This is a genomic window from Pseudomonas sp. SDO52101_S400 (assembly GCF_054071635.1).
The window spans coordinates 1-25,565 of sequence record NZ_JBSVWF010000035.1; the positions used below are offsets into that span (position 1 = coordinate 1).

Genomic DNA, 25,565 nt, shown 5'->3' on the forward strand with positions numbered 1-25,565 from the left:
GAAATGCATTTCCCATGTGGGAGCGGGCTTGCTCGCGAAGGCCGCGACATGGTTTTTGATCAGAAGGGTTTGCCTATACTGCCGGATCAGCAAGCACAGACTTGCCCATCACAAAAACCGAGGTTTGCATGCACCCGCCGATTCTCAACCTGAATGATGTCGAACTCGAACCGCTGCCCGAATCCTTGGCCCCCGAAGGCGAAACCGCCGGGCGTTATCAGCAACGATTTGCCCGGGTCGGCCAGCAACTGGGCGCGCAAAAGCTCGGTTATCGGTTGTATGCGCTGCCGCCGGGCATGCGCGGCAGTCCGTTTCACAGTCATCGGGTCAATGAGGAAATGTTTTACGTGGTGGCGGGGGAAGGGGAGGTGCGCCTTGGCGCTGAACGTTTCCCGATCCGCGCCGGCGACGTGATTGCCTGCCCGCCGGGCGGCCCGGAAGCCGCGCACCAGATCATCAACACCAGCTGCGAAGAGCTGCGCTATCTGGCGGTCAGTACCCAGCAGCAACCGGAAATCTGCGAGTACCCGGATTCGAACAAATACGCGGTGATGGATAACTTCAGCGTTGACGCCGAAGGCAAGGCCTCGGGCTTCGTGGCGGTGGCGCGGCAGGCGGACGGGGTGGATTACTGGGACGGCGAATAACGCCGCCCCGATTGCACTTATTCGAGTCGGGCCAGACGTTCTTCCAGTGCTGCAATCCGCGCTTCCAGCTCTTCGATGCGCTCCACTGATACACCGCTGGCTGCCCCGCGATCACTCGGATTCTGCCGCGCCGCGATAATCGCCTCGATGTCCGCCGGATCACCCAGCGCGTGGGTATAGCGATCTTCGCGCTGACCGGCCTGACGCGGAATCAACACCGCCAGCTCACGGGCAATCAGGCGTTCCAGCTGATGCACCACTTGTTCGGCGTCTTCGAACTCATGCATGCGGCCGCTGCGGGTCAGCAGTTCGTTGACGGTCTGCGGGCCGCGCAGAAACATCAAACCGGTCAGAATCAATTGCGCCGGCACCAGTTCCAGCGCCTTGTCGACTTTGTGCTCCCAGCGGTCGGCGCGACTGCCCATGACCAGTTTGGCGAAACCGCGACTTTCGAGGGCGCGCAGGCTTTGGCCGACCTGGCCCTGGGTCAGGTTCATCACAGGCTCCCGGCTGGTTTTCTGGTTGCAGGCCAGCACCAGCGCGTTGAGGGTCAGCGGATAGGTTTCCGGGCTGGTGGCCTGTTTCTCGATCAGCGAACCCAGAATGCGGATTTCCGTGGCGTTGAGCCGTGGTTCGTTGGAGATGCTTTCAAGTTCTGTGGTCATCGCGCGTTCCCTCTGCAGTCGAAGGCGCCTAGCCTAATCCTTGCTGGATAAAAGACAAGCCGCGCGGCGCGCGAGCATGGCTATAATCGCCCCACGATTCACCCAGCCACCACGTGAGACTGCCATGACTATTTCCCTGTACGCCGCATCCGTCCCGGTTTTCCAACAAATGCTCAACGCCCTGAGCGATGTGCTGAAAAAGGCCGAGGCCCACGCCACCGAGAAAAACATCGACCCGAACGCCTTCCTGCAAGCGCGTCTGTACCCGGACATGTTCCCGCTGGTGCGCCAGGTGCAGATCGCCGTGGACTTCGCCAAAGGCGTTTCCTCGCGTCTGGCCGAAATCGAGGTCCCGAAATACGACGACACAGAAACCACCTTCGCCGAGCTGCAAGCGCTGATCGCCAAGGTTCTGGCTTTCATCGGCGAGATCAAGCCTGAGCAGATCAACGGCAAGGAAGGCATCGAGATCGTCACCCGTCCGGGCACGCCGAAAGAGAAGCGCTTCTCCGGCCAGGCCTATCTGCTGAGCTACGGTCTGCCGCAGTTCTTCTTCCACGTCACCACCACTTACGCACTGCTGCGTCACAACGGCGTTGAAGTGGGCAAGCGCGATTACATGGGCGCGTTCTAAACCGCTCGGCTTACCCTCGAGGCAACAAAAAGCCCGCCAAGGCGCAAACCTTGGCGGGCTTTTTGTTGCACCGGGATTTACGCCGGACGCTGGGCTTTCTGTTCTTCACCCAGGCAAGCGGCGGCGGTGAACAGCACGTCGGTGGAGGAGTTCAGCGCCGTCTCGGCCGAATCCTGCAACACGCCGATGATGAAACCGACCGCGACCACTTGCATGGCGATTTCGCTCGGGATGCCGAACAGGCTGCACGCCAACGGGATCAGCAGCAGCGAACCACCGGCCACACCTGAGGCGCCGCAGGCGCAGATCGCAGCGACAACGCTGAGCAGGATTGCGGTCGGGATGTCCACGGCAATGCCCAGAGTATGCACGGCGGCGAGGGACAGCACAGTGATGGTGATCGCCGCGCCGGCCATGTTGATGGTGGCGCCCAGCGGAATCGACACCGAGTAGGTGTCTTCATGCAGGCCAAGACGTTTGCTCAGTTCCAGGTTGACCGGAATGTTCGCCGCCGAGCTGCGGGTGAAGAATGCGGTGATGCCGCTTTCGCGCAGGCACTGAAGTGTCAGCGGGTACGGGTTGCGACGCAGTTTCCAGAACACGATCAGCGGGTTCATCACCAGCGCCACGAACAGCATGCAACCGAGCAGTACCGCCAGCAGGTGCGCATAACCTATCAGTGCGCCAAACCCGGAAGTGGCCAGGGTCGATGCCACCAGGCCGAAAATGCCCAGCGGTGCAAAACGGATCACGACCCGAACAATCACCGTCACACCGTTGGAGAGGTCGCCCAGCACTTCGCGGGTAGTGTCGCCGGCGTGCCGGATTGCCACGCCCATGCCGATGGCCCAGGCCAGAATGCCGATGAAGTTGGCGTTCATCAGTGCGCTTACCGGGTTGTCGACCACGCTCAGCAACAGACTTTGCAGCACTTCACTGATGCCGCCTGGCGCGCTCACGGCGATGTTGTCGGTGGACAGCACCAGATGCGACGGGAACATCATGCTGGCGATCACCGCAACCACGGCAGCGGCGAAAGTGCCCAGCAGATACAGGAACAGGATCGGCCGGATGTGGGTTTCCTGGCCGTGCTTGTGGTTGGCGATCGACGCCATGACCAGCACGAACACCAGGATCGGCGCCACGGCTTTCAGCGCCGAGACGAACACTTTACCGATGAATGCGGTGCCTTTGGCAGTCTCGGGCGCGAACAGCGCCAGGGCGATACCGGCAATCAGGCCGATCAGGATCTGCGTGACCAGGCTGAGGCTTTTCAGGCGTTGCAATAGAGAAGGGGATGAAGCGGTCATAACGGCATCTCTGCTTTTTATAGGGTGCAAGGTGGCGTGATCCGGGCGATGAATCGGGGGCAGGCCACAGACACGAACCGAAAGGAATGACGCGACCGCCACGTCGTTTAACGGGCGGCTGAACAGGGTGTACGTTTTTCAGGGCGCGGACTTTATCACAGGGTCGTCCGGATCCTTCAGACCTGTGACGATCTGCCACCCGATCCCTCTGCAACTTGGACAGGTTTGTGCAAGTCACTCGGGAAACACTCTGTTAAGATTGCGCATCCTTATTTTCAAGTTCTGCCGGCGGGCCCTCGGGTCAGCGCTGGTGTCGTCGTTTTGCTGGAGTTCCTCATGCTGTTGCCCATCCTTCTGTTGTCCGCCGCCGGATTCACGGTGCTGACCACGGAGTTCGTCATTGTCGGCCTGTTGCCGGCGATTGCCCGAGACCTGGCCGTCACCATCCCGCAAGCCGGGTTGCTGGTGACTCTATTCGCTTTCACGGTGGCCATGTTCGGTCCTTTCTTGACCGCGTATTTCGCCCGTTTCGAGCGGCGCAAACTGTTCATCACCATCCTGATCATGTTCGGCCTGGCCAATACCGTGGCAGCGTTTGCGCCGAACATCTGGGTCATGGCCATTGCGCGGCTGATTCCGGCGCTGGGGCTGCCGGTGTTCTGGGCGCTGGCGAGTGAAACTGCTGTGGACATTGTCGGTCCGGACTTCGCCGGCCGCGCCATCGCCAAGATCGGCTTCGGCATCGTCTGTGCCACCGTGTTCGGTATTCCGGTCGGTACGCTGATTTCCGATGCGTTCGGCTGGCGCAGTGCGTTCGGCATTTTGGCGGTGATCGCGTTTGCCAAGGCGTTGCTGCTGTGTGTCTATCTGCCGAAAACCAGTCTGCACCAGCATCAGGTCAGCTTCGCTTCGCAGTTCAAGATCCTGCGCAGTCCGCTGATGCTTGGCCATGTATTGCTGTCGATCCTGGTGTTCAGCGGCATGTTCACCGCTTACACCTATCTGGCGGATATCCTCGAACGTCTGGCCGGCTTCAATGGCACCGTGGTCGGCTGGTGCCTGATGGGCTTTGGCGCGGTCGGCCTGATCGGCAACTCGCTGGGCGGGCGCGCAGTGGATCGCCATCCGCTGATGGCCTCGGTGATGTTCTGCGCGTTCATGATCCCCGGGATGGTGGCGCTGGTGCCCAACATCAATTCGTCACTGGGGCTGGCGGCGGCGATGGGCATCTGGGGCGTGACGCAGGCGGCGCTGTTCCTGGTCAGCCACGTGCGCTTGATGAAAGCGGCGCCTGAAGCGCCTGCCTTCGCCGCCTCGCTGAACATTGCCGGAGCCAACCTCGGGATCGGTCTGGGTGCGATCATTGGCGGTCGGGTGATCGACAGCGCCGGTCTGGGCTTTGTGGGTTTCGCTGCTGCCGGGTTCATCCTGCTGTCGATTTTCCTCGCCATGGTGCTGATGGTGCTCAAGCCGCGCGCCGTCTGCGCGCCGGCTTAAAACTCTGTAAACAGCTCGCGTCGGGCACCTTCGGTAATCGCTTTGATGCCGGGGTGCTTGACCTTGCGCTCCACCGAGATCGCATAGAACGACTCGCTCACCGCATCGGTCTGGCCGATCAACTCGACGCCGTACTGGCGCTTCACCTCATCGGCAATCACGCTCGGCCCGATGAAGATCCCGCTCCCGGACTGGCCGAACGCCTGCATCAAGGCGCTGTCATCGAACTCCCCGACAATCCTCGGCTGAATCTGCTGCTCGGCGAACCAGCGCTGCAAGCGGCTGCGCACGACGGTTTCCGCGCCGGGGATCAGTAACGGCGCACCGTGCAGACTGCGCGGGAAGTCCTGACCGTATTGCGCTGCCAGTTCGGCGGTGGCAAAAAAACTGATCCCGCATTCTCCGAGTTTCTGGCTGTAACCCTTGATGTCCAGATGTGAGGGCATCGGGCTGTCGGAGATCACCAGATCCAGGCGTTGGATCGCCAGATCCGCCAGCAATCGCTCGAGCTTGTCCTCCCGGCAGGTGATGCGCAGCGGTTCGCTCAGTTCCATGGTGGGCGCGATCAGGCGATAGACGATGGATTTGGGTACGACGTCCGCCACGCCGACCCGGAACAGGATCTGCTGTTCGTTGGGTTGGGCGCGCAGCATCAGTTCCAGTTCGCCACCGAGCTGAAACATCTGCTCGGCGTAGGGCAGGGCCTGGCGCCCGGCTTCGGTGAGCTCGAGTTGCCGGCCGACCCGTTGAAACAGTTCGATGCCGTAGGTCTGTTCGAGCAGGGAAATCTGTCCACTGATGGTTTGTGGCGTCAGGTTCAGTTGCTCGCACGCACGCACGATGCTGCCGGTCTTGGCGACCACCCAGAAGTAGTGCAGTTGTCGGTAGTTGAGCATGGCGATCCGTCCGTGAAATACAGTTCGTATAAATCGAAGTATAGCCGCTAAAAATACGAATTTTCCTGAAGTGTTTGTCTCCCTAGAATGCCCAGCCATCGACGGGTGGTCTGCGACCCTGTCTTTTCATTCGAAGGAAACCTCATGAAATACACGATCCCGGCACTGATGTTTACGTCTTTACTGCTTATGGCGGGTTGCGACCAGGCCGAAAAAAGCGCCCAGCAGTTGATGGGCAAGGCCGCCGAGAGCGCCAAACAGGCGATCGACGACACGCACAAAGCCGCTGAGCAAGCGCTCAGCGACGCCACTGGCGGTCTGATCGAGAAAAAAGAAGCCCCGGAAAAAGACGCGGAAAAATCCGAATCTTCCTCCAAGACCATCTAAATCGTCTTACAAGAGTCAGGACTGACCCATGGAATACCTGTTAGAACTCGCTTCCAGCCCGACGGCCTGGATTGCCTTGGCCACACTGGTGGTGATGGAAATCGTGCTCGGCATCGATAACCTGATCTTCATCTCGATCCTGACCAACAAATTGCCCGAGCAGTACCGGCAGAAGGCCCGTCGCCTGGGGATCGGCATGGCGCTGATCATGCGTCTGGCCCTGTTGAGCACCATCGCGTTCATCGTGCAGTTGACCGCGCCGGTCATCGAAATCCTCGGCCAGGCGTTCTCCTGGAAGGACATGATCCTGATCGCCGGTGGCCTGTTCCTGGTGTGGAAAGCGACGACCGAGATCCATCACAGCATGGACCCGGCGCCGGAAGATCCGAAGTCCGCCACGTCGACGGTGACCCTGGGCTTTGCCGCCGCCATCGGGCAGATCCTGATGCTGGACATGGTGTTCTCGATCGACAGCATCATTACAGCGGTCGGCATGACCGAACACTTGCCGATCATGGTGATCGCGGTTGTGGTCTCGGTGCTGGTGATGCTGTTTGCTGCTGATCCGCTGGCCAAGTTCATCAACGACAACCCGACGGTGGTGATGCTGGCCCTGGGCTTCCTGATCATGATCGGCATGACGCTGATCGCCGAAGGCTTCGGCGCCCATGTACCGAAAGGTTATGTGTATGCCGCGATGGCGTTCTCGGCTTCGATTGAAGTGCTGAACATGATGTCGCGCCGCGCCAAGCAGAAGAAACTGACTGCCGAAGCGTAATCGCTGGAAAACCAAAGGCCGCCTGAACTCGCGAGAGTTCAGGCGGCCTTTTTGTTTGAGTCGGTTACAGGAGGTCAGTGCGCGGTAATGTGACGGGCGCTGTGTTCCTCGACTTTCCTGATCGGTGCGGGTTGTGCAGGGTGGTGATGGTGGCGCCGGGAAATCCGCAACACGCCCCACAGCATGGCGGCGGCTACGGCCAGCCAGCCGGCAATCAGCATTACGATGGTCATGGTCAGGCTCATCTGTGCCTCCTCTTTGCCCTGCATCGGGCGCTCACTCTTTTGCGCTTGTCTGGGTGACAGTCTAGTCGCTGGCGTGTTTCAGGCTATTGACCAAAGGTCGGTGGTGACCAATCACTTCGCTCTATGCAGTCGATGCATCTGCCCCTTTGGGCTATACCGCAGCGTTGCGCCGTCCTATGATCCTCGACCAAGCCGGAACACGATGACCGGTAACTGATCAAGAGAGTGACGATGGTGCAGCTATTTTCCCGGATTCGCATGGCGTTGCTGGTGGCCGGTTGCGTGACAGCATTGGTGGGTTGTGCGGGCAGTGTGGCGCCCGAGGTTCAGCGCCTGCCGGAGCGGGTCGAGCTCAGCGGTACCTTCTATCGCGGTGAAGCCAATCAGAGTGGGCCGCAAGTGCTCGCCAGTCTACTGTCGCAACAGGGCATCGTGATTACGCCGGGTCTGTTGGAAAAGCCGCTGCACCTGCCGGGCGCCGAGGACAAGTTGCAGCAGAACATGCAGAACCTTGCCCGCGAATACGGCATGGTGGTTTATCCGCTGGACGCCCGGTTGCCGGCGCTGCTGGCCCAAGTGGCAGCCGGTTATCCGGTGATGGTGCGTTTCAGCGAAGGATCGGCGTTCTGGGCCGGGCCGCGTTACGCGATCCTCTCCGGCTATGACCGGAAAAAGCAGAAGGTTCTGCTGCGCGCCGGGATGAACCGCCGTGAACTGATGAGTTTCAGTTCTTTTGAATCGGCGCTCGAGAAGTCTGGCGGCTGGGCGGTACTGATTCAGAAGCCTTCGCAAATTCCTGTGGCGGTCGATCGACAGCGCTGGCTCAAAGCGGCTGACGAGCTGGCGCAGGCCGGCCAGGAGCGCGAGGCGGCACAGGCCCGCAAGGCACTGGACGCGAAGTGAGGTTCCGTCCGTCTCCTGACGGGCACCCTGGCGCGGGGCTAAGCTCTTATAGGTAACACCCGATGTTTCGGGTGATTACCCGAATGAGAGGTGCGTATGAGTACCGATTCGAGCTTCGATGACCATAAACCGGACAGTGTGCCGACGACGCCGGAACCGGAGGTTGATCCGGTACTGGACCCCGACAGCCCGCTGCGTGATCCGCTGGCTCGCCCCGCCGTCGTGACGCCGGAACATCGGCGCGATCCGAGTGCCGGTGATGGGATTCCCGATGATGACCAGATGCCGCTGCCAAACGATTGAACCAGACGAAAAAAAGCCCCGAATGTTCGGGGCTTTTTCTTGTGTTGCGGATTACTTGGAGGCTTCAACGACGCCGCTGTGGCGAGCCTTGAGGTTCTTCTCGGCCTTGTATTGCTGAGCCACCGCCGGGACGTTGGTGCTTCTGCCGGTTTCCATCCAGCTGCGGATGCGGCTTGCATCGGCAAAGTGGGTGTACTTGCCGAATGCGTCCAGAATCACCAGGGCGACCGGACGGTTACTCATCTTGGTCACGAGCACCAGGCAATGACCGGCGGGGTTGGTGAAGCCGGTCTTGGTGATCTTGATGTCCCAATCGGCTTTGTTGACGAGGTGGTCGGTGTTGCGAAAGCCCAGGGTGTAGTTGGGTTTGCGGAACGCGACGGTTTTTTCCTTGGTGGTGGTGAGTTCGGTGAGGATCGGATGTTTTTGCGCAGCCATCAGCAACTTGCTCAGGTCGCGGGCGGTGGAGACGTTGCGTTCCGACAGGCCGGTCGGTTCGACAAAGTGGGTGCTGGTCATGCCCAGCGCCTTGGCCTTGGCGTTCATCGCCGCGATGAATGCCACATAGCCGCCTGGATAGTGGTGGGCCAGGCTGGCCGCCGCGCGGTTTTCCGAAGACATCAGGGCGATCAGCAGCATCTCTCGGCGCGGCAATTCGCTGCGCAGTTTGACCCGGGAAAACACGCCTTTCATTTCCGGGGTATGGCTGATGTCGACGTCAATCCATTCGTCCATGTTCTGGTGAGCTTCAACCACGACCAAGCCGGTCATCAACTTGCTGACGGAGGCGATCGGCACGATCACGTCCGGATTGCTTGAGTAAATGACTTTGTTGGTCTGCAGATCCATCAGCAGGGCGCTGCCAGAGGCAATCTTCAGTTGCGAGGCGTCTCGGGGGGCAGCGGTGGTTTCGGCGGCGTTGACCGTTGGCGTGAGGAGCGTGCCTGAAAATGCAAAAACCAGGCTCAGGATGGACAGACGAATATTCACGCGGGCGAACTCATGAAGGTTGGAAATGCCGTTATTTGTAACGGACTGTGTCGTAAAACGACGCATTCTAGGAGTATGGCTGAAGATCTGTCGATGGTTGTTTGTGAGGCATGAAAAAGTCGTGAAAAGCCCTGTAAAAATAGGGGTTTCCGGCGAACGGTAAAGGTTTTTTCGAGGATATGAAAAACCCCGCACAGGGCGGGGTTCTCTTGGAGCGGAAAAAGCGCTTAGGCGTGCAGGGTTTCTGCCGCGTACAGCGTGTTTTCCAGCAGGCAGGCACGAGTCATCGGGCCGACGCCGCCCGGTACCGGCGTGATCCAGCCGGCGCGAGGCAGGGCGGTTTCGTACACGACGTCACCGACCAGTTTGCCGTCGTCCTGACGGTTGATGCCGACGTCGATCACGATCGCGCCTTCCTTGATCCACTCGCCCTTGACCAGGCCCGGCTTGCCGGCGGCAACCACCACCAGATCGGCGCGGCCGACGTGGCCGGCCAGGTCCTTGGTGAAGCGGTGGGTCACGGTCACGGTGCAGCCGGCCAGCAGCAGCTCCATGGCCATCGGGCGACCCACGATGTTGGAAGCGCCGACAACCACTGCGTCCATCCCGTACAGATCGACACCAGTGCTTTCCAGCAAGGTCATGATGCCTTTCGGAGTGCAGGGGCGCAGCAGCGGAATGCGCTGAGCCAGGCGACCGACGTTATAAGGATGGAAGCCATCGACGTCCTTGTCCGGGCGGATGCGCTCCAGCAGCTTGGAGGCGTCCAGATGCTCAGGCAGCGGAAGTTGAAGCAGAACGCCGTCGATTGCCGGGTCGTCGTTCAGTCGATCGATCAGATCGGTCAGCGCTTCTTGAGTGGTTTCGGAAGGCAGGTCGTAGGCTTGAGAGAGGAAGCCGACCTCTTCACAGTCTTTACGCTTGTGCGAGACATAAACCTGAGAGGCAGGATCGCTGCCGACCAGGATCACCGCGAGGCCTGGAGTGCGCAAGCCTTGCTCGCGACGTTCGGCTACCCGTTGGGCGATCTGCTGGCGCAGGCTGGCGGCGATTGATTTGCCGTCGATTAGTTGTGCAGTCATTGCGCGTGATTAACCATCGAGAGGGGAAAAAAAGAGAACGCATTCTCGCATGTCAGACGGTGAGGGCAAAGGCGCTTGGTCAGCAAATTCCCCTAAGCCCTTTAATTAAATGAATTTTTTTTAAAAAGGATTTGACGACCTGCAGGTCGCTCTATACTATTCGTCGCACTTGTCGGGCACAGCCTAGCACTGGTTAAGAAGGTCGAGCGAAATCAACGTTTTGCGAGACTGGAAAGCACTTAGTTTGTAGTCCTCCAAGGGTACAGCTAACAAGGCGCCCGTAGCTCAGCTGGATAGAGCATCCGCCTTCTAAGCGGATGGTCGCAGGTTCGAGTCCTGCCGGGTGCGCCATTAGGCAGCATTGGCACAAGTAGCGCGATATGGTGGGCGTAGCTCAGTTGGTAGAGCACGGGATTGTGACTCCCGTTGTCGTGGGTTCGATCCCCATCGTCCACCCCATATTTCGAAAGGCGCCAGATTTAACAGTCTGGCGCCTTTTTTGTTTTACGGTTTCGGGTTTTCGGCGACTGCCGGTTTCGGGTCGCAGGGCAGGGCGCTTCGTCGTATTAATGTTGCTCGATGATGCTGCACTGCCCGCCGACCTTGCTTGCGAGGTCGGCTGTCAGGGAGATGATTCAACCGCCTCTATATATAGAAGAGGTTGGCGCAGAGCCCTGGCTTGATTGGCTGTATTTGCTAACAGGGCGAGGCGCAACCGTTTGTCCCCGCCTTCAATTTGTCTGCTGTTTTCTTACCCGTTTTCAGTAGGGTGACTTCTTGAGTTTGACCCACTAGAATGCATGCCCTTGATTCTTGGGTCGGAAACGGCCGGCTAACGTCTGTGCAACGAGGAATATCCATGCAAGTTTCTGTTGAAAATACTACTGCTCTTGAGCGCCGCATGAGCATCACCGTGCCGGCTGAGCGCATCGAGACTCAGGTCAACAAGCGTCTGCAGCAGACTGCCCAAAAGGCCAAGATTGCTGGCTTCCGTCCAGGCAAAGTGCCAATGAGCGAAATCAAGCGCCGTTTCGGTGCTGATGCGCGTCAGGAAGCAATCGGTGACGTGATCCAGTCCTCCTTCTACGAAGCTGTGGTTGAGCAGAAGCTGAACCCGGCCGGTTCGCCGTCGATCGAGCCTAAGTCGCTCGAAGCTGGCAAGGACCTGGAATACGTAGCCGTATTCGAAGTGTTCCCTGAGTTCACCGTTGCCGGTTTCGAAGGCATCGCCGTTGAGCGTCTGAGCGCTGAAGTGGCTGACGCCGATCTGGACAAGATGCTGGACATCCTGCGCAAGCAGAACACCCGTTTCGAAGTGGCCGAACGCGCTGCCCAGAACGAAGACCAGCTGAACATCGATTTCGTTGGCAAGGTTGACGGCGAAGTGTTCGCTGGCGGTTCCGCCAAGGGCACTCAGCTGGTGCTGGGTTCAGGCCGCATGATCCCTGGCTTCGAAGAAGGCCTGGTCGGCGCTAAAGCCGGCGAAGAGCGCGTTCTGAACCTGACCTTCCCAGAGGACTATCAGAACCTGGACCTGGCTGGCAAAACCGCCGAGTTCACAGTGACCGTCAACACCGTTTCCGAGCCAAAACTGCCAGAGCTGAACGAAGAGTTCTTCGCCCAGTTCGGTATCAAGGAAAGCGGCATCGACGGCTTCCGCACCGAAGTTCGCAAGAACATGGAGCGTGAACTGCGTCAGGCGATCAAATCCAAGGTAAAGAATCAGGTAATGGACGGTCTGCTGGCCACCAACCCGATCGAAGTGCCAAAGGCTCTGCTGTCCAACGAAGTTGACCGTCTGCGCGTGCAGGCTGTTCAACAGTTCGGCGGCAACATCAAGCCTGACCAATTGCCGGCCGAGCTGTTCGAAGAACAAGCCAAGCGCCGCGTTGTCCTGGGTCTGATCGTGGCTGAAGTGGTCAAGCAGTTCGACCTGAAGCCAGACGAAGCCCGCGTTCGCGAAATGATTCAGGAAATGGCTTCGGCTTACCAGGAACCTGAGCAGGTCGTGTCCTGGTACTACAAGAACGAGCAGCAACTGAACGAAGTTCGTTCGGTTGTGCTGGAAGAACAAGTTGTGGATACTGTTCTGCAGAAAGCTAGCGTGACCGACAAATCGGTCTCTTACGAAGAAGCGGTCAAGCCGGTAGAAGCTCCAAAAGCCGACTGATTGTTTTTGCGTTAGAAGCACACACCATAAGCCAGCCTTCGAGCTGGCTTATGCGTATTCAAGACATGACTATTTGGGAGTGACTGCAGAGCATGTTCCGTAATTCCTATATTCAGCAGAACTCTGATATCCAGGCCGCCGGCGGCCTGGTCCCGATGGTTGTCGAGCAATCTGCTCGTGGCGAGCGTGCCTATGACATCTACTCGCGTCTTCTGAAAGAGCGAGTGATCTTTCTGGTGGGTCCGGTAGAAGACTACATGGCCAACCTGATCTGTGCGCAATTGCTGTTCCTTGAAGCGGAAAACCCGGACAAGGACATCCATCTTTATATCAACTCCCCGGGCGGTTCGGTGACAGCGGGCATGTCGATCTACGACACCATGCAGTTCATCAAGCCAAACGTGTCGACCACTTGCATCGGCCAGGCCTGCAGCATGGGCGCATTCCTGCTGACCGCAGGTGCTCCAGGCAAGCGTTTCTGCCTGCCGAACTCGCGAGTGATGATTCACCAGCCGCTGGGCGGTTTCCAGGGTCAGGCGTCGGATATCGAAATTCACGCCAAGGAAATCCTCTTCATCCGCGAACGTCTTAACACGCTGATGGCCAAGCACAGCGGGCGCACTCTGGAAGAAATCGAGCGCGATACCAACCGCGACAACTTCATGAGTGCGGAAGCTGCGAAGGAATATGGCTTGATCGACGAAGTGATCAACCAGCGTCCAGCTTAAAATAAGCAGCTCGAAATAGGCCTGGTCGGCTGGTCCGATCAGCGGCGGGCTTGAAAAAGCCCGCAATAGCCTTCATCTTGTGTTGCAAGCCTATCGGATTTGGATCGAACGAATGACTGACACCCGCAACGGCGAGGACAACGGCAAGCTGCTCTATTGCTCCTTCTGTGGCAAAAGCCAGCATGAAGTGCGCAAATTGATTGCCGGCCCCTCGGTCTTTATCTGCGACGAGTGCGTCGACCTGTGCAATGACATCATCCGTGAGGAGGTGCAGGAAGCACAGGCCGAAAGCAGCGCGCATAAATTGCCTTCGCCTAAAGAAATCAGCGGCATCCTTGATCAGTACGTGATTGGTCAGGAGCGTGCAAAGAAGGTTCTGGCGGTAGCGGTGTACAACCACTACAAGCGTCTGAACCAGCGTGACAAAAAGGCTGACGACGTCGAACTCGGCAAGAGCAACATCCTGCTGATCGGCCCGACAGGCTCCGGTAAAACCCTGCTGGCCGAAACCTTGGCCCGCTTGCTGAACGTTCCGTTCACCATCGCCGACGCAACCACCCTCACCGAGGCGGGTTATGTGGGTGAAGACGTCGAGAACATCATTCAGAAGCTGCTGCAGAAGTGCGATTACGACGTGGAAAAGGCCCAGATGGGCATTGTCTACATCGATGAAATCGACAAGATTTCGCGCAAGTCCGACAACCCGTCGATCACCCGGGACGTTTCCGGTGAAGGCGTGCAGCAGGCCTTGCTCAAGTTGATCGAAGGCACGGTCGCTTCCGTTCCGCCGCAAGGTGGCCGCAAGCATCCGCAGCAGGAATTCCTGCAGGTCGACACCCGTAACATCCTGTTCATCTGCGGTGGTGCGTTCTCCGGTCTGGAGAAAGTGATTCAAAACCGTTCCACCAAAGGTGGCATCGGTTTCAACGCAGAAGTGCGCAGCAAGGAAGAAGGCAAGAAAGTCGGTGAATCCCTGCGTGAAGTCGAGCCTGACGATCTGGTCAAGTTCGGTCTGATCCCGGAATTCGTCGGTCGTCTGCCGGTCCTGGCGACGCTGGACGAGCTGGACGAGGCTGCGTTGATGCAGATCCTCACCGAGCCGAAAAATGCCCTGACCAAACAGTACGCCAAGCTGTTCGAGATGGAAGGCGTGGATCTGGAATTCCGTTCCGACGCGCTGAAATCGGTCGCCAAGCGTGCCCTGGAACGTAAAACCGGTGCCCGTGGCCTGCGTTCGATTCTCGAAGGTGTGCTGCTCGACACGATGTATGAAATCCCCTCGCAGTCCGAGGTGAGCAAAGTCGTGATCGATGAAAGCGTGATCGAAGGCAAGTCCAAGCCACTGTATATCTATGAAAACAGTGAGCCGGCTGCCAAGGCAGCGCCGGACGCTTAAGCGTCCAGTCTGCTGGAATAAGGAAGGGGCCTTCGGGCCTCTTTTTTTTTAAGAAATTTTAACGTCCTCATAGCGCTTGTTTTTTTTGGAAGCAGCCCCCATCTTGGTTTCAAGCTTAATTCCATCTGATTACGGCCATATGGCCGCCGTAGAGGCGAAATCATGAAGACCACCATCGAATTGCCTCTCCTGCCATTGCGTGATGTCGTTGTGTATCCGCACATGGTTATCCCGCTGTTCGTGGGGCGCGAGAAATCCATCGAAGCCCTCGAGGCCGCGATGACGGGCGACAAGCAGATCCTGCTGCTGGCCCAGAGAAACCCGGCTGACGACGATCCCGGAGAAGACGCTCTGTATCGCGTTGGCACCATTGCCACCGTTCTGCAGCTGCTCAAGCTGCCTGACGGCACCGTCAAGGTTCTGGTCGAGGGCGAGCAGCGTGGCGCTGTCGAGCGTTTCAGCGAAGTCGACGGCCACTGCCGTGCCGAAGTGTCGCTGATCGACGAGGTCGACGCCGCCGAGCGCGAGTCCGAAGTGTTCGTGCGCACGCTGCTGTCGCAGTTCGAACAATATGTGCAGCTGGGCAAGAAAGTCCCGGCTGAAGTCCTGTCGTCGCTCAACAGCATCGATGAGCCTGGCCGCCTGGTGGACACCATGGCTGCACACATGGCGCTGAAGATCGAGCAGAAGCAGGAAATCCTCGAAATCATCGACCTGCCGGCTCGTGTCGAGCACGTTCTGGCCCTGCTGGATGCCGAAATCGATCTGCTGCAAGTCGAAAAACGCATCCGCGGTCGCGTCAAGAAGCAAATGGAGCGCAGTCAGCGCGAGTACTATCTGAATGAGCAGATGAAGGCCATTCAGAAAGAGCTCGGCGACAGCGACGAAGGCCACAACGAAATCGAAGACCTGAAAAAGCGTATCGATGCCGCTGGTCTGCCGAAAGATGCGCTGGCCAAGGCCACTGCGGAGCTGAACAAGCTCAAGCAGATGTCGCCGATGTCGGCTGAAGCCACCGTCGTGCGTTCCTACATCGACTGGCTGGTGCAGGTGCCGTGGAAGGCTCAGAGCAAGGTGCGTCTGGACCTGGCCCGTGCCGAAGACATTCTCGACGCCGATCACTACGGCCTCGAAGAGGTCAAGGAACGCATCCTTGAATACCTCGCCGTGCAGAAGCGCGTGAAGAAGATTCGTGGCCCGGTGTTGTGCCTGGTCGGTCCTCCGGGCGTGGGTAAAACCTCGCTGGCTGAGTCGATTGCCCATGCCACCAACCGCAAATTCGTGCGCATGGCCCTCGGTGGCGTGCGTGACGAAGCGGAAATCCGTGGTCACCGTCGGACTTACATCGGTTCGATGCCAGGAAGATTGATTCAAAAGATGACAAAGGTGGGCGTCCGCAACCCGCTGTTCCTGCTCGATGAAATCGACAAGATGGGCAGCGACATGCGTGGCGATCCGGCGTCGGCGTTACTGGAAGTGCTCGATCCGGAGCAGAACCACAACTTCAACGATCACTATCTGGAAGTCGATTACGACCTGTCGGATGTGATGTTCCTGTGCACCTCGAACTCGATGAACATTCCTCCGGCGCTGCTGGACCGGATGGAAGTGATCCGTCTGCCAGGCTACACCGAAGACGAAAAGATCAACATCGCCGTCAAGTACCTGTCGCCAAAGCAGATTGCCGCCAACGGCCTGAAGAAAGGCGAGCTGGAATTCGACGAAGAAGCGATCCGCGACATCATCCGTTACTACACCCGTGAAGCGGGTGTGCGTGGCCTTGAGCGGCAGATTGCCAAGGTCTGCCGCAAGGCGGTCAAAGAGCATGCACTGGAAAAACGCTTTTCGGTGAAAGTGACAGCTGACCTGTTGGAGCACTTCCTCGGTGTCCGCAAATTCCGCTACGGTCTGGCCGAGCAGCAGGATCAGATCGGTCAGGTGACTGGCCTGGCCTGGACTCAGGTCGGCGGTGAATTGCTCACCATCGAAGCGGCCGTCGTGCCGGGTAAAGGGCAGTTGATCAAGACCGGTTCGCTGGGTGACGTAATGGTCGAATCGATCACTGCGGCCCTGACCGTGGTGCGCAGTCGTGCCAAGAGCCTGGGCATTCCCCTGGACTTCCACGAGAAGCGCGACACCCACATTCACATGCCGGAAGGTGCTACGCCGAAAGACGGTCCTAGTGCCGGTGTAGGCATGTGTACTGCGCTGGTGTCGGCTTTGACGGGTATTCCTGTGCGCGCCGATGTCGCGATGACCGGCGAGATCACCCTGCGTGGTCAAGTCCTCGCCATTGGCGGTCTGAAGGAAAAACTGCTGGCCGCGCACCGTGGTGGAATCAAGGTTGTGATTATTCCGGAAGAGAACGTGCGTGATCTGAAGGAGATTCCTGACAATATCAAGCAGGATCTGCAGATCAAACCGGTTAAATGGATTGACGAGGTCCTGCAAATTGCGCTGCAATACGCGCCGGAGCCCTTGCCGGATGTGGCTCCGGAGATAGTTGCCAAGGACGAAAAACGTGAGTCTGACTCTAAGGAAAGAATTAGCACGCATTAATACGCTTTTGCCTGGGGGGCTTCCTTGACAGCTTTTTAGAGCCCTTGTTATAAAGCGGCTCTTAAGTGTCTGTAGGCCATTCAGCACTCGTTTTTGCTTTCACCAAAAAACTTAGAATCATACTCAAATAGATATAAGGGGACTTAGAGTGAACAAGTCGGAACTGATTGATGCTATCGCTGCATCCGCTGATATCCCGAAAGCTGCTGCTGGCCGTGCGCTGGACGCTGTAATCGAATCCGTCACTGGCGCTCTCAAGGCTGGCGACTCTGTAGTTCTGGTTGGTTTCGGTACTTTCTCCGTAACTGATCGTCCAGCTCGCGTTGGTCGTAACCCGCAGACCGGCAAGACTCTGGAAATCGCTGCTGCCAAAAAGCCAGGTTTCAAAGCCGGTAAAGCCCTGAAAGAAGCCGTCAACTAAGTTTGATTCAGGTTTTTACCCATCCGGGTCGGGGTCATGCCTGACTTGGCAGCGGAGCGGTAGAGCAGGCATTTTGGAATAATTGTCTGCTACGCCGGGATCGAGGGTTCGAGCCCTGTCCGCTCCGCCAGTTACGAGAAGGCGCATCCTCGGATGCGCCTTTCTTCTATCCGGATTCTACCCACGCTCCACGGTTGCCTAATTTTTGAAGTTCAACCGTTTCTGGGGGACGCATGCTGCAGAATATCAGGGACAATTCACAAGGCTGGATTGCCAAGACCATTATCGGAGTCATCGTTGCACTGATGGCTCTGACCGGTTTCGACGCCATTTTCAAGGCCACGACTCACACCAACGAGGCGGCCAAGGTCAACGGTGAAGAAATCAGCCAGAACGAGCTGAGTCAGGCCGTTGACATGCAACGCCGTCAGCTGATGCAACAGCTGGGCAAGGACTTCGATGCTTCCTTGCTCGACGAAAAAATGCTGCGCGAATCGGCCCTCAAGGGTCTCATCGATCGCAAACTGCTGCTGCAAGGCGCAGAAAAGTCGAAGTTCGCTTTCTCCGAAGCGGCCCTGGACCAAGTGATCCTGCAAACACCTGAATTCCAGGTTGACGGCAAGTTCAGTTCCGACCGTTTCGACCAGGTGATCCGTCAACTGGGTTACAGCCGTATGCAATTCCGCCAGATGCTGGCTCAGGAAATGCTGATCGGCCAACTGCGCGCCGGTGTGGCGGGCAGCGGTTTCGTGACTGACGCTCAAGTGCTGGCGTTCGCCCGTCTGGAAAAACAGACTCGTGATTTCGCCTCGCTGAACATCAAGGCTGACCCGGCCGCCGTGAAGCTGACCGACGATGAGGTCAAGGCTTACTACGACGAGCACGCCAAGGAGTTCATGACCCCTGATCAGGTGGTCATCGATTACCTCGAGCTGAAGAAGGCTTCGTTCTTCGACCAGGTCGCCGTCAAGGACGAAGACCTGCAGGCGGCGTATCAGAAAGAGATCGCCAACCTGTCGGAACAGCGTCGTGCGGCACACATTCTGATCGAAGTGAACGACAAGACCACCGAGGCTCAGGCCAAGGCGAAGATCGAAGACATTCAGGCGCGCCTGGCCAAGGGCGAGAAGTTCGAAGCGCTGGCCAAGGAGTTCTCGCAGGATCCGGGTTCGGCCAACAATGGTGGCGACCTGGGTTATGCCGGTCCAGGCGTTTACGATCCGGCTTTCGAAAAAGCCCTGTATTCGTTGAACAAGGATCAAGTGTCCGAGCCGGTTCGCACCGACTTCGGTTTCCACCTGATCAAGCTGCTGGGCGTCGAAGCACCGGAAGTTCCGACTTTCGCCAGCCTGAAAGACAAGTTGACCCGCGAGCTGAAAACCCAGCAAGTCGAGCAGCGTTTCGTCGAGGCGACCAAGCAACTGGAAGACTCTTCCTTCGAAGCGTCTGACCTGGCTCAGCCGGCGCAGGATCTGAAACTGACCGTGCACACCTCCAAGCCGTTCGGCCGTGAAGGTGGCGAAGGTGTTGCAGCCAACCGCGCTGTGGTGACTGCCGCATTCAGCACCGAAGTACTGGATGAGGGTGCCAACAGCACCGCCATCGAACTGGATCCGGAAACCGTGATCGTGCTGCGTGCCAAGGAACACCTCAAGCCTGCGCAACTGCCGCTGGAAGCCGTGGCGACTGCCATTCGCACCCAGTTGGCCAAAGAGCACGCCAGCGCTGCAGCCAAGACCAAGGCAGAGCAACTGATCGCCGGTCTGCGTGATGGCAAGACTCCGCTGGACAAGGCAATCGACGGTCAGAACTGGAAAGTGACTCAGGCCGCAACCCGAGCCCAGGAAGGTGTTGACCCTGCCGTGCTGCAAGCACTGTTCCGCATGCCGAAACCGGCAGGCAAGGACAAGCCGACTTTCAGCAGCGTGACACTGCCTGATGGCAGCCTGACCATCGTGCGCCTGAACGCTGTGAACGAAGCCGCTGCGCCGACCGATGAAGAGAAAGCGCAATACCGTCGCTTCCTCGCCTCGCGTGAAGGTCAGCAAGACTTCGCGGCGTACCGCAAGCAGTTGGAAAGCGAAGCGGACATCAAGCGTTTCTGATGTCTGATTGAGCGAAAAAAAAGAGCCCCGGATGAACATTCGGGGCTTTTTTTTGCCTATCAATCACTGGGTGACAGGATTTTCATCGAGCATTGGCCGGTTTGCCTTTTTCCCTGCACCCATGACCGGTAGAGTTGTAACTGTTTTAAGACACTAATCCGTACGCCGCGGGGCAGCGATATGTTGCACAATACGCCCCGGACCGTTTTTCCCTCAGGATGTTTAATGTTGAATTCTATTCCCGTGCGTTTCATCGGGTTGGCGTTGTTGCTGACCGCCGCTGCCGGCTGCTCCAAGGACAAGCCTATCTACGAGCATGAGAACTTCGACGATTCCGGCACCTTTTCGCGCAATTACCCGGTCACCGACACCGCCAGTTGCGAAGCGGCCCGCCGGGCGTTGCTCAGCCAGGGCTACATCATCACCAGCAGCGACCCGAAACTGGTCAGCGGACACAAGAGCTTCCAGCAGACCGGTGAAACCCACCTGGAGATCAGCTTCAACGTCGTGTGTGCCGATGATGGCAGCGCCGGGCATCATGCCACCGTGTTTGCCAACGCCTTGCAGGACCGCTACGCGCTGAAGAAGACCAACAACTCGGCCAGCCTGGGTGTTGGCGTGTTGGGCTCGGTGTCGATGCCGATCGGTTCCTCTGACGACTCGATGGTCAAGGTGGCCAGCGAAACCGTGTCCTCGCAGAAATTCTACGAGCGCTTCTTCACCCTGGTTGAGTTGTTCCTGCCGGCGGATGCGAAGAAAGCTGCGCACATCACCGAGAAGCCGAAGGCCGATCTGGGCGTGCCGGAACCCAAGGCTGCCCCGGCCCCATTGGCTCCGACGCCAGCGGCTGAACCGACTCCGGCCCCAGCCCCGGCCGCCGCACCTGCTGCGACCCCGGCCCCCACAGAGCCGACTCCGGTCAGTTCGGAGCCGGTCGTTCCACCTGCTGAAGCGGCACCGATCACCCCCGCGCCGGGTTCGGAGCTGGTTCCAGCAACCGCGCCGGCACCGGAGGTCATCACACCTCCGGCCAATCCGACGGATCTGCCGCCGCCGTCCGAGCCGATCCCGGCAATGCCAACCGGGCATTGATTGGTTGCGGGAGCGATGCAACGTCGCTCCCGCTTCGATTCATGTGTGATCTGAAATCCCGCCTCACACATTCTGAAAATATCCCCGCGATAAATCCCTGACCGCCTGCTACGTTTATTTCATGAAGGTCGCGTTTCATTTTTCCTTCATACGGGCACTTTATGCTCGAGGCACTGGTCATTTGCTCCAGGCCATTTCAGCAAAGCAGTTAGGGGGATTACACGATGGATGACTATCAAGAAGAACTGCTCGAATTCCAGGCCTACGAACTGGATTCACCGGAGCCTGCGGAAGACGCCACCGAGCTCTGACGCTTCAGCCTGTTTTGCGGTGACTGCGGCGGAACTCGCCCGGTGTCTGGCCGTTCCAGCGCTTGAAGGCGCGCTGGAAAGCTTCGGCCGAGGCAAACCCGAGCAAGTAGGCGATTTCACCGAATGCCAGTTCGGTGTCGCGTATATAGGTCATCGCCAGGTCACGGCGAGTGTCATTGAGGATCGCGCGAAACTGCGTGCCTTCTTCGGCCAGTTTGCGCCGTAGTGTCCACGTTGGCAGCTTCAGGCGCGCCGCGACTTCTTCCAGGTCCGGTTCGCGACCACCATTGAGCAACGGCCCGAGCAATTGCGTGATGCGTTCACGCAGGCTGCGGGTTCGCGTCAATTGTTCCAGTTCCCGTTCACACAGTTGCAGCAGATGTTTCCAGGTGCTGGGGCAATGCTCCGGGTTGCGTGTGGCCAGGCTGGAGAGGCCAAGGCGCAGTTGATTGTGTTCGGCACCGAACTGGATCGGGCACTCGCCAAGCACGGCGTAGGCGTCGCGATAATCCGGGGTGTCGAATTCGATCTCGATCCGTTCGGCGCGCAGCGGTTCGGGGCTGACACTGGACAACTGATGCAGCCAGCCGGCGATGATTGAATCCACCACAAAACGGTTGTAGTTGTTGTACGGGCTGATCGAATAGAAACGCAGCCACGCGCCGCTGGCATCCTCGTGGAAACTCGACTGACCGCGATAATTGGAACCGTACAACGGTTCGAAGCGCGTCAGGCAGCGGGCGGCTTCGCGCACGGTGGGTGCCTGCGCTGCGGTGACGCCGGCCAGTCCCGCCTGGCTCAGACGACTGAGCTGACCCATGCGCAAGCCAAGGGCCGGATCGCCGGTCAATTGGATCGCGCCATGACCCAGGCGCATGTAGCGCGGGATCGACAGGCGTGCCCCGGCTTCGGCCAGCCGGGCGGCGTCGAGGCCGTATTGCTCGAGCAGCGGTTGCGGATCGGCGTCATGGCTGCGCACGGCATCGGCGAGGCTATGAACGAAGCCCACTGACAGATCCCCGAGGCGCATCGGCAGCGGCTTCATGCTTTACAACCAGAGGTTCAGCAAGCGCGCGCCACGGGCTTCGCCGTCGGCGAACTGCTGGCCGTTGCTGCTGAGGAAGCTCTGCCCGGAACTCGGTTTGTCCCAGAACTGCCCGCGCAGGAACACGCTCATGCCGGCAATCGCCCGGCTGCCCGGCGGTTGTGCCGTCAGGGTCAAGCGGTGCCAGGCCTGGCCTTCGCTGATTTCTCCCGGTTTGAGGCTGACAGAATCTGGCACGTTCAAGCCTCTGTAACCTTGCCATGGCTGATCCCACACACCATGACCGATGACGAACGCGGGCACCGCGATCAGTTGCGCGCCTTGTTCATCGAGCTTGCGATAGTTGTCCGGATACCAGCTGTCATTGCCGATCAACACACCGAGGCGTCCGGCCGGGGTTTCGATCACATTGATTCGGGAGACATCGGTGGACGGCGGCGTGTCGTCCTGATCGAAGATCGGGCGCATCTGCCGCTGTGGCTGGCCAAGCGGTGCACCGTCACGACCGAACACCACGCTGGTGTTGTACAGCGCGCCACTACCGGTCTTGAGTCGGCCGTCGATGATGTTCGGTTCGGGCAACACGATCGAACCGGCAACCAGGGTGATGTGGAATTCCTTGGCCAGACCGCCGAACAGCAGTTGATAGTCCTTGGCCATGTCTCTGGATTTCATCCGCAAGTGGGCGTCATCCAGACGGCTGCTGCCCTTGGCGGTGAGCCAGGCGCGGGCGAACCGCAACGGGTTGCTGGCGGCCAGCCAGTTCATCGCCTCGGCGAGGGTAGGGGCCTGGTACAGCTCGTCCTTCTCGCCGCTGATCATCAGCCAGGTGCCGACATGTTCGGGCAGCACCACGATGGTTTTTTCATTGAGCAAACCCTGATTCTGCGCCTGCTGCAAATAAGCCGCGAGTTTGCGATGCAGGCGTTCCGGGGTTTGGTAGTCGGTGGGGAACAGTTCCGGCTGAATCCCCAGCAGGTTGCCACGATCGGCGCGGGTGCCCTGATCGACCGCCAGTTTGATCCGCAAGTCCGACAGGTAATGACCGGCCGGGCGGTCAGCCGCCCACATGGCGTAGAAGGTGAGCGCGGCGACGAGCGCCATGGAGAAGGTCAGGTACAGAAGTTTGCGCATGAAATCCAACAACAGCCGGGTACAGGGTGTGCGACTAGGGTAGGGCCCATACCTGCGCTTGCCAAGGGGCGCTGCGCATTTGGATCAATAACTTGTCAGTTACGGTCATTGAGTGACAGCGATGCGACTCTTAGGCTGTCGAACATGACTGACGGGGGACGCAGAGCTCCCGCATTTTCCGTGATCGCTCGCTGTGGAGTTACCGATGACCGCCACTTACCCGCACCTGCTGGCCCCGCTGGACCTGGGATTCACCACGCTGCGCAACCGCACCCTGATGGGATCGATGCACACCGGCCTTGAAGAGAAGCCGGGTGGATTCGAACGCATGGCAGCGTATTTCGCCGAGCGTGCCCGTGGCGGCGTCGGCCTGATGGTGACCGGCGGTATCGGTCCGAACGACGAGGGCGGCGTGTACTCCGGCGCGGCCAAGCTGACCACCGAGGAAGAAGCGCTCAAGCACCGTATCGTGACGCGTGCCGTGCACGAGGCGGGCGGCAAGATCTGCATGCAGATCCTCCACGCCGGCCGTTATGCCTACAGCCCGAAACAGGTCGCGCCGAGTGCGATCCAGGCACCGATCAACCCGTTCAAGCCCAAAGAGCTGGACGAGGAAGGCATCGAGAAGCAGATCAGCGATTTCGTCACTTGCTCGGTACTGGCCCAGACCGCCGAATACGACGGCGTGGAAATCATGGGTTCCGAAGGCTACTTCATCAACCAGTTCCTCGCGGCCCATACCAACCACCGTACCGACCGTTGGGGCGGCAGCTACGAAAATCGCATGCGTCTGCCGGTGGAAATCGTTCGCCGCGTACGCGAAGCGGTCGGCCCGAACTTCATCATCATCTTCCGTCTGTCGATGCTCGATCTGGTGGAAGGCGGCAGCACCTGGGAAGAAATCGTCACCCTGGCCAAAGCCATCGAGCAGGCCGGTGCGACCCTCATCAACACCGGCATCGGCTGGCACGAAGCACGGATTCCGACCATTGCTACCAAAGTGCCGCGTGCGGCATTCAGCAAGGTCACGGCCAAGCTGCGTGGCTCGGTGAGCATTCCGCTGATCACCACCAACCGCATCAACACTCCGGAAGTCGCCGAGCAGATCCTCGCCGAAGGCGATGCCGACATGGTCTCGATGGCGCGGCCATTCCTTGCCGACCCGGACTTCGTCAACAAGGCCGCCGCCGGCCGTGCCGACGAAATCAACACTTGCATCGGCTGCAATCAGGCCTGCCTCGATCACACCTTTGGCGGCAAGCTCACCAGTTGCCTGGTGAACCCGCGCGCCTGCCACGAGACCGAACTCAACTACCTGCCGGTCAAGCAGATCAAGAAGATCGCCGTGGTCGGTGCCGGCCCTGCCGGTCTGTCCGCTGCCACTGTCGCCGCTGAGCGTGGGCATCAAGTGACGCTGTTCGATTCGGCCAGCGAGATCGGTGGCCAGTTCAACGTCGCAAAACGCGTACCGGGCAAGGAAGAGTTCTACGAAACCCTGCGTTACTTCAAACGCAAATTGCAGACCACGAATGTCGAGGTGTGCCTGAACACTCGCGTCGACGTGGCAAAACTGGTCGAGGGCGGTTACGACGAAGTCATCCTGGCGACCGGTATTGCACCGCGTCTGCCGGCGATTCCGGGTGTCGAGAATGCCAAAGTGCTGAGCTATCTGGATGTGCTGCTCGAGCGCAAACCGGTCGGCAAGCGTGTAGCGGTGATCGGCGCCGGCGGTATCGGTTTCGACGTCTCGGAATTCCTCGTCCATGAAGGTGTGGCCACCAGTCAGGATCGCGCCGCGTTCTGGAAAGAGTGGGGCATCGACACGAATCTGGAAGCCCGTGGTGGCGTGGCCGGGATCAAGGCTGCACCGCACGCGCCGGCGCGTGACGTGTTCCTGCTGCAACGCAAGAAGTCCAAGGTCGGCGACGGTCTGGGCAAGACCACCGGCTGGATTCACCGTACCGGTCTGAAGAACAAGCAGGTACAGATGCTCAACAGCGTCGAATACCTGAAGATCGACGACGAAGGCCTGCACATCCGCATCGGCGAAACCGGCGAGCCGCAAGTGCTGCCGGTGGACAACATCGTCATTTGCGCAGGTCAGGATCCACTGCGCGAGCTGCACGACGGTCTGGTGGCAGCCGGGCAGAACGTGCACCTGATCGGCGGCGCCGATGTGGCGGCCGAGCTGGATGCCAAACGTGCGATCAATCAGGGTTCGCGTCTGGCCGCCGAGCTGTAACGCTGCAACCAGGTCCAGCGTGCCA

The 25,565-nt window shown here is 59.0% G+C and carries 23 protein-coding genes and 2 tRNA genes; 17 read left to right on the top strand and 8 right to left on the bottom strand.

The window, feature by feature from the left end; translation table 11 throughout:
* The first annotated feature begins 128 nt into the window (after nt 1-128).
* Nucleotides 129-647, top strand: coding sequence for a cupin domain-containing protein (locus tag ACW9HX_RS18100; protein WP_457381641.1), 519 nt, complete (start codon nt 129-131; stop codon nt 645-647).
* Nucleotides 648-664: 17 nt separating this feature from the next.
* On the opposite strand, the gene ACW9HX_RS18105 is transcribed toward ACW9HX_RS18100, so the two are convergent.
* Complete coding sequence (locus ACW9HX_RS18105) at nt 665-1,312, bottom strand: YceH family protein (RefSeq protein WP_457381642.1); 648 nt, start codon at nt 1,310-1,312, stop codon at nt 665-667.
* Nucleotides 1,313-1,436: 124 nt separating this feature from the next.
* On the opposite strand from ACW9HX_RS18105, the gene ACW9HX_RS18110 reads away from it, so the two are divergent.
* A complete protein-coding gene (locus ACW9HX_RS18110) occupies nt 1,437-1,946 on the top strand; it encodes a DUF1993 domain-containing protein (RefSeq protein WP_457381643.1) in 510 nt (169 codons plus the stop codon).
* A gap of 77 nt (nt 1,947-2,023) precedes the next feature.
* On the opposite strand, the gene sstT is transcribed toward ACW9HX_RS18110, so the two are convergent.
* The gene (gene sstT, locus ACW9HX_RS18115) at nt 2,024-3,256 is read right to left on the bottom strand and encodes a serine/threonine transporter SstT (RefSeq protein ID WP_457381644.1); all 1,233 of its coding nucleotides are present in this window, start codon (nt 3,254-3,256) and stop codon (nt 2,024-2,026) included.
* 336 nt (nt 3,257-3,592) lie between these two features.
* Here sstT and ACW9HX_RS18120 point away from each other — a divergent pair, with 336 nt between their 5' ends.
* Complete coding sequence (locus ACW9HX_RS18120; protein ID WP_457381645.1) at nt 3,593-4,753, top strand: MFS transporter; 1,161 nt, start codon at nt 3,593-3,595, stop codon at nt 4,751-4,753.
* Here ACW9HX_RS18120 and nhaR read toward each other — a convergent pair.
* Nucleotides 4,750-5,649, bottom strand: a complete 900-nt coding sequence (gene nhaR / locus ACW9HX_RS18125; RefSeq protein WP_248741115.1) for a transcriptional activator NhaR — start codon at nt 5,647-5,649, stop codon at nt 4,750-4,752. The genes ACW9HX_RS18120 and nhaR overlap by 4 nt on opposite strands.
* 144 nt (nt 5,650-5,793) lie before the next feature.
* On the opposite strand from nhaR, the gene ACW9HX_RS18130 reads away from it, so the two are divergent.
* Together ACW9HX_RS18130 and ACW9HX_RS18135 are read left to right on the top strand one after the other, a co-directional pair.
* Nucleotides 5,794-6,036, top strand: coding sequence for a hypothetical protein (locus ACW9HX_RS18130; protein WP_025108906.1), 243 nt, complete (start codon nt 5,794-5,796; stop codon nt 6,034-6,036).
* Nucleotides 6,037-6,064: 28 nt separating this feature from the next.
* Nucleotides 6,065-6,814: a TerC family protein gene (locus tag ACW9HX_RS18135; protein ID WP_096822339.1), complete on the top strand. Its 750-nt coding sequence runs from the start codon at nt 6,065-6,067 to the stop codon at nt 6,812-6,814.
* Nucleotides 6,815-6,888: 74 nt separating this feature from the next.
* On the opposite strand, the gene ACW9HX_RS18140 is transcribed toward ACW9HX_RS18135, so the two are convergent.
* The gene (locus tag ACW9HX_RS18140) at nt 6,889-7,059 is read right to left on the bottom strand and encodes a hypothetical protein (RefSeq protein WP_457381646.1); all 171 of its coding nucleotides are present in this window, start codon (nt 7,057-7,059) and stop codon (nt 6,889-6,891) included.
* A 231-nt stretch (nt 7,060-7,290) separates the two neighbouring features.
* On the opposite strand from ACW9HX_RS18140, the gene ACW9HX_RS18145 reads away from it, so the two are divergent.
* On the top strand, nt 7,291-7,962 hold the full coding sequence (locus ACW9HX_RS18145; protein WP_457381647.1) for a peptidase C39 family protein: 672 nt from the start codon (nt 7,291-7,293) through the stop codon (nt 7,960-7,962).
* Nucleotides 7,963-8,058: 96 nt separating this feature from the next.
* Nucleotides 8,059-8,265 carry a hypothetical protein gene (locus ACW9HX_RS18150; RefSeq protein ID WP_457381648.1) on the top strand — a complete coding sequence of 69 codons (207 nt, stop codon included), beginning with the start codon at nt 8,059-8,061 and terminating at the stop codon, nt 8,263-8,265.
* 51 nt (nt 8,266-8,316) lie between these two features.
* Here ACW9HX_RS18150 and pbpG read toward each other — a convergent pair whose 3' ends face one another.
* Both pbpG and folD read right to left on the bottom strand, forming a co-directional pair.
* On the bottom strand, nt 8,317-9,255 hold the full coding sequence (gene pbpG / locus ACW9HX_RS18155) for a D-alanyl-D-alanine endopeptidase (protein WP_457381649.1): 939 nt from the start codon (nt 9,253-9,255) through the stop codon (nt 8,317-8,319).
* Between the two features lie 227 nt (nt 9,256-9,482).
* Nucleotides 9,483-10,337: a bifunctional methylenetetrahydrofolate dehydrogenase/methenyltetrahydrofolate cyclohydrolase FolD gene (folD, locus tag ACW9HX_RS18160; RefSeq protein ID WP_085712473.1), complete on the bottom strand. Its 855-nt coding sequence runs from the start codon at nt 10,335-10,337 to the stop codon at nt 9,483-9,485.
* A gap of 274 nt (nt 10,338-10,611) precedes the next feature.
* Between folD and ACW9HX_RS18165 the strand changes: the two genes are divergently transcribed.
* The 9 genes from ACW9HX_RS18165 to ACW9HX_RS18205 all read left to right on the top strand — a co-directional run bounded on the left by ACW9HX_RS18165 (nt 10,612) and on the right by ACW9HX_RS18205 (nt 20,808).
* Nucleotides 10,612-10,688: transfer RNA gene (locus ACW9HX_RS18165), tRNA-Arg, on the top strand.
* 32 nt (nt 10,689-10,720) lie between these two features.
* Nucleotides 10,721-10,796: transfer RNA gene (locus ACW9HX_RS18170), tRNA-His, on the top strand.
* 400 nt (nt 10,797-11,196) lie between these two features.
* Entirely contained in the window at nt 11,197-12,507 is a 1,311-nt protein-coding gene (gene tig, locus ACW9HX_RS18175) for a trigger factor (protein ID WP_457381650.1), read from the top strand.
* Between the two features lie 92 nt (nt 12,508-12,599).
* Complete coding sequence (gene clpP / locus ACW9HX_RS18180; protein WP_007951559.1) at nt 12,600-13,235, top strand: ATP-dependent Clp endopeptidase proteolytic subunit ClpP; 636 nt, start codon at nt 12,600-12,602, stop codon at nt 13,233-13,235.
* 112 nt (nt 13,236-13,347) lie between these two features.
* Nucleotides 13,348-14,631, top strand: coding sequence for an ATP-dependent Clp protease ATP-binding subunit ClpX (gene clpX, locus ACW9HX_RS18185; RefSeq protein WP_007951558.1), 1,284 nt, complete (start codon nt 13,348-13,350; stop codon nt 14,629-14,631).
* Between the two features lie 162 nt (nt 14,632-14,793).
* Nucleotides 14,794-17,190, top strand: a complete 2,397-nt coding sequence (gene lon, locus ACW9HX_RS18190; protein ID WP_457381651.1) for an endopeptidase La — start codon at nt 14,794-14,796, stop codon at nt 17,188-17,190.
* 148 nt (nt 17,191-17,338) lie between these two features.
* A complete protein-coding gene (locus ACW9HX_RS18195; RefSeq protein ID WP_096822334.1) occupies nt 17,339-17,611 on the top strand; it encodes an HU family DNA-binding protein in 273 nt (90 codons plus the stop codon).
* Nucleotides 17,612-17,844: 233 nt separating this feature from the next.
* Nucleotides 17,845-19,716, top strand: a complete 1,872-nt coding sequence (locus ACW9HX_RS18200) for a SurA N-terminal domain-containing protein (protein ID WP_457381652.1) — start codon at nt 17,845-17,847, stop codon at nt 19,714-19,716.
* A gap of 225 nt (nt 19,717-19,941) precedes the next feature.
* The gene (locus tag ACW9HX_RS18205; RefSeq protein ID WP_457381653.1) at nt 19,942-20,808 is read left to right on the top strand and encodes a DUF2242 domain-containing protein; all 867 of its coding nucleotides are present in this window, start codon (nt 19,942-19,944) and stop codon (nt 20,806-20,808) included.
* A gap of 315 nt (nt 20,809-21,123) precedes the next feature.
* Here ACW9HX_RS18205 and ACW9HX_RS18210 read toward each other — a convergent pair whose 3' ends face one another.
* The gene (locus ACW9HX_RS18210) at nt 21,124-22,164 is read right to left on the bottom strand and encodes an AraC family transcriptional regulator (RefSeq protein ID WP_457381654.1); all 1,041 of its coding nucleotides are present in this window, start codon (nt 22,162-22,164) and stop codon (nt 21,124-21,126) included.
* Between the two features lie 3 nt (nt 22,165-22,167).
* The gene (locus ACW9HX_RS18215) at nt 22,168-23,298 is read right to left on the bottom strand and encodes a nitrilase-related carbon-nitrogen hydrolase (RefSeq protein ID WP_457381655.1); all 1,131 of its coding nucleotides are present in this window, start codon (nt 23,296-23,298) and stop codon (nt 22,168-22,170) included.
* Nucleotides 23,299-23,503: 205 nt separating this feature from the next.
* Between ACW9HX_RS18215 and ACW9HX_RS18220 the strand changes: the two genes are divergently transcribed.
* Nucleotides 23,504-25,540 carry an oxidoreductase gene (locus tag ACW9HX_RS18220; protein WP_457381656.1) on the top strand — a complete coding sequence of 679 codons (2,037 nt, stop codon included), beginning with the start codon at nt 23,504-23,506 and terminating at the stop codon, nt 25,538-25,540.
* The last annotated feature ends 25 nt before the right edge of the window (nt 25,541-25,565 follow it).

Excerpts from the sequence above, each read along its gene's own strand:
- ACW9HX_RS18145 (WP_457381647.1), top strand. The coding sequence starts at position 7,291 with ATGGTGCAGCTATTTTCCCGGATTCGCATGGCGTTGCTGGTGGCCGGT.
- ACW9HX_RS18105 (WP_457381642.1), bottom strand. The coding sequence starts at position 1,312 with ATGACCACAGAACTTGAAAGCATCTCCAACGAACCACGGCTCAACGCC.
- ACW9HX_RS18110 (WP_457381643.1), top strand. The coding sequence starts at position 1,437 with ATGACTATTTCCCTGTACGCCGCATCCGTCCCGGTTTTCCAACAAATG.
- ACW9HX_RS18100 (WP_457381641.1), top strand. The coding sequence starts at position 129 with ATGCACCCGCCGATTCTCAACCTGAATGATGTCGAACTCGAACCGCTG.
- clpP (WP_007951559.1), top strand. The coding sequence starts at position 12,600 with ATGTTCCGTAATTCCTATATTCAGCAGAACTCTGATATCCAGGCCGCC.
- folD (WP_085712473.1), bottom strand. The coding sequence starts at position 10,337 with ATGACTGCACAACTAATCGACGGCAAATCAATCGCCGCCAGCCTGCGC.
- tig (WP_457381650.1), top strand. The coding sequence starts at position 11,197 with ATGCAAGTTTCTGTTGAAAATACTACTGCTCTTGAGCGCCGCATGAGC.
- sstT (WP_457381644.1), bottom strand. The coding sequence starts at position 3,256 with ATGACCGCTTCATCCCCTTCTCTATTGCAACGCCTGAAAAGCCTCAGC.
- nhaR (WP_248741115.1), bottom strand. The coding sequence starts at position 5,649 with ATGCTCAACTACCGACAACTGCACTACTTCTGGGTGGTCGCCAAGACC.
- ACW9HX_RS18205 (WP_457381653.1), top strand. The coding sequence starts at position 19,942 with ATGTTGAATTCTATTCCCGTGCGTTTCATCGGGTTGGCGTTGTTGCTG.
- lon (WP_457381651.1), top strand. The coding sequence starts at position 14,794 with ATGAAGACCACCATCGAATTGCCTCTCCTGCCATTGCGTGATGTCGTT.
- clpX (WP_007951558.1), top strand. The coding sequence starts at position 13,348 with ATGACTGACACCCGCAACGGCGAGGACAACGGCAAGCTGCTCTATTGC.
- ACW9HX_RS18215 (WP_457381655.1), bottom strand. The coding sequence starts at position 23,298 with ATGCGCAAACTTCTGTACCTGACCTTCTCCATGGCGCTCGTCGCCGCG.
- ACW9HX_RS18210 (WP_457381654.1), bottom strand. The coding sequence starts at position 22,164 with ATGAAGCCGCTGCCGATGCGCCTCGGGGATCTGTCAGTGGGCTTCGTT.
- ACW9HX_RS18130 (WP_025108906.1), top strand. The coding sequence starts at position 5,794 with ATGAAATACACGATCCCGGCACTGATGTTTACGTCTTTACTGCTTATG.
- ACW9HX_RS18200 (WP_457381652.1), top strand. The coding sequence starts at position 17,845 with ATGCTGCAGAATATCAGGGACAATTCACAAGGCTGGATTGCCAAGACC.
- ACW9HX_RS18120 (WP_457381645.1), top strand. The coding sequence starts at position 3,593 with ATGCTGTTGCCCATCCTTCTGTTGTCCGCCGCCGGATTCACGGTGCTG.
- ACW9HX_RS18150 (WP_457381648.1), top strand. The coding sequence starts at position 8,059 with ATGAGTACCGATTCGAGCTTCGATGACCATAAACCGGACAGTGTGCCG.
- ACW9HX_RS18220 (WP_457381656.1), top strand. The coding sequence starts at position 23,504 with ATGACCGCCACTTACCCGCACCTGCTGGCCCCGCTGGACCTGGGATTC.
- ACW9HX_RS18135 (WP_096822339.1), top strand. The coding sequence starts at position 6,065 with ATGGAATACCTGTTAGAACTCGCTTCCAGCCCGACGGCCTGGATTGCC.
- ACW9HX_RS18140 (WP_457381646.1), bottom strand. The coding sequence starts at position 7,059 with ATGAGCCTGACCATGACCATCGTAATGCTGATTGCCGGCTGGCTGGCC.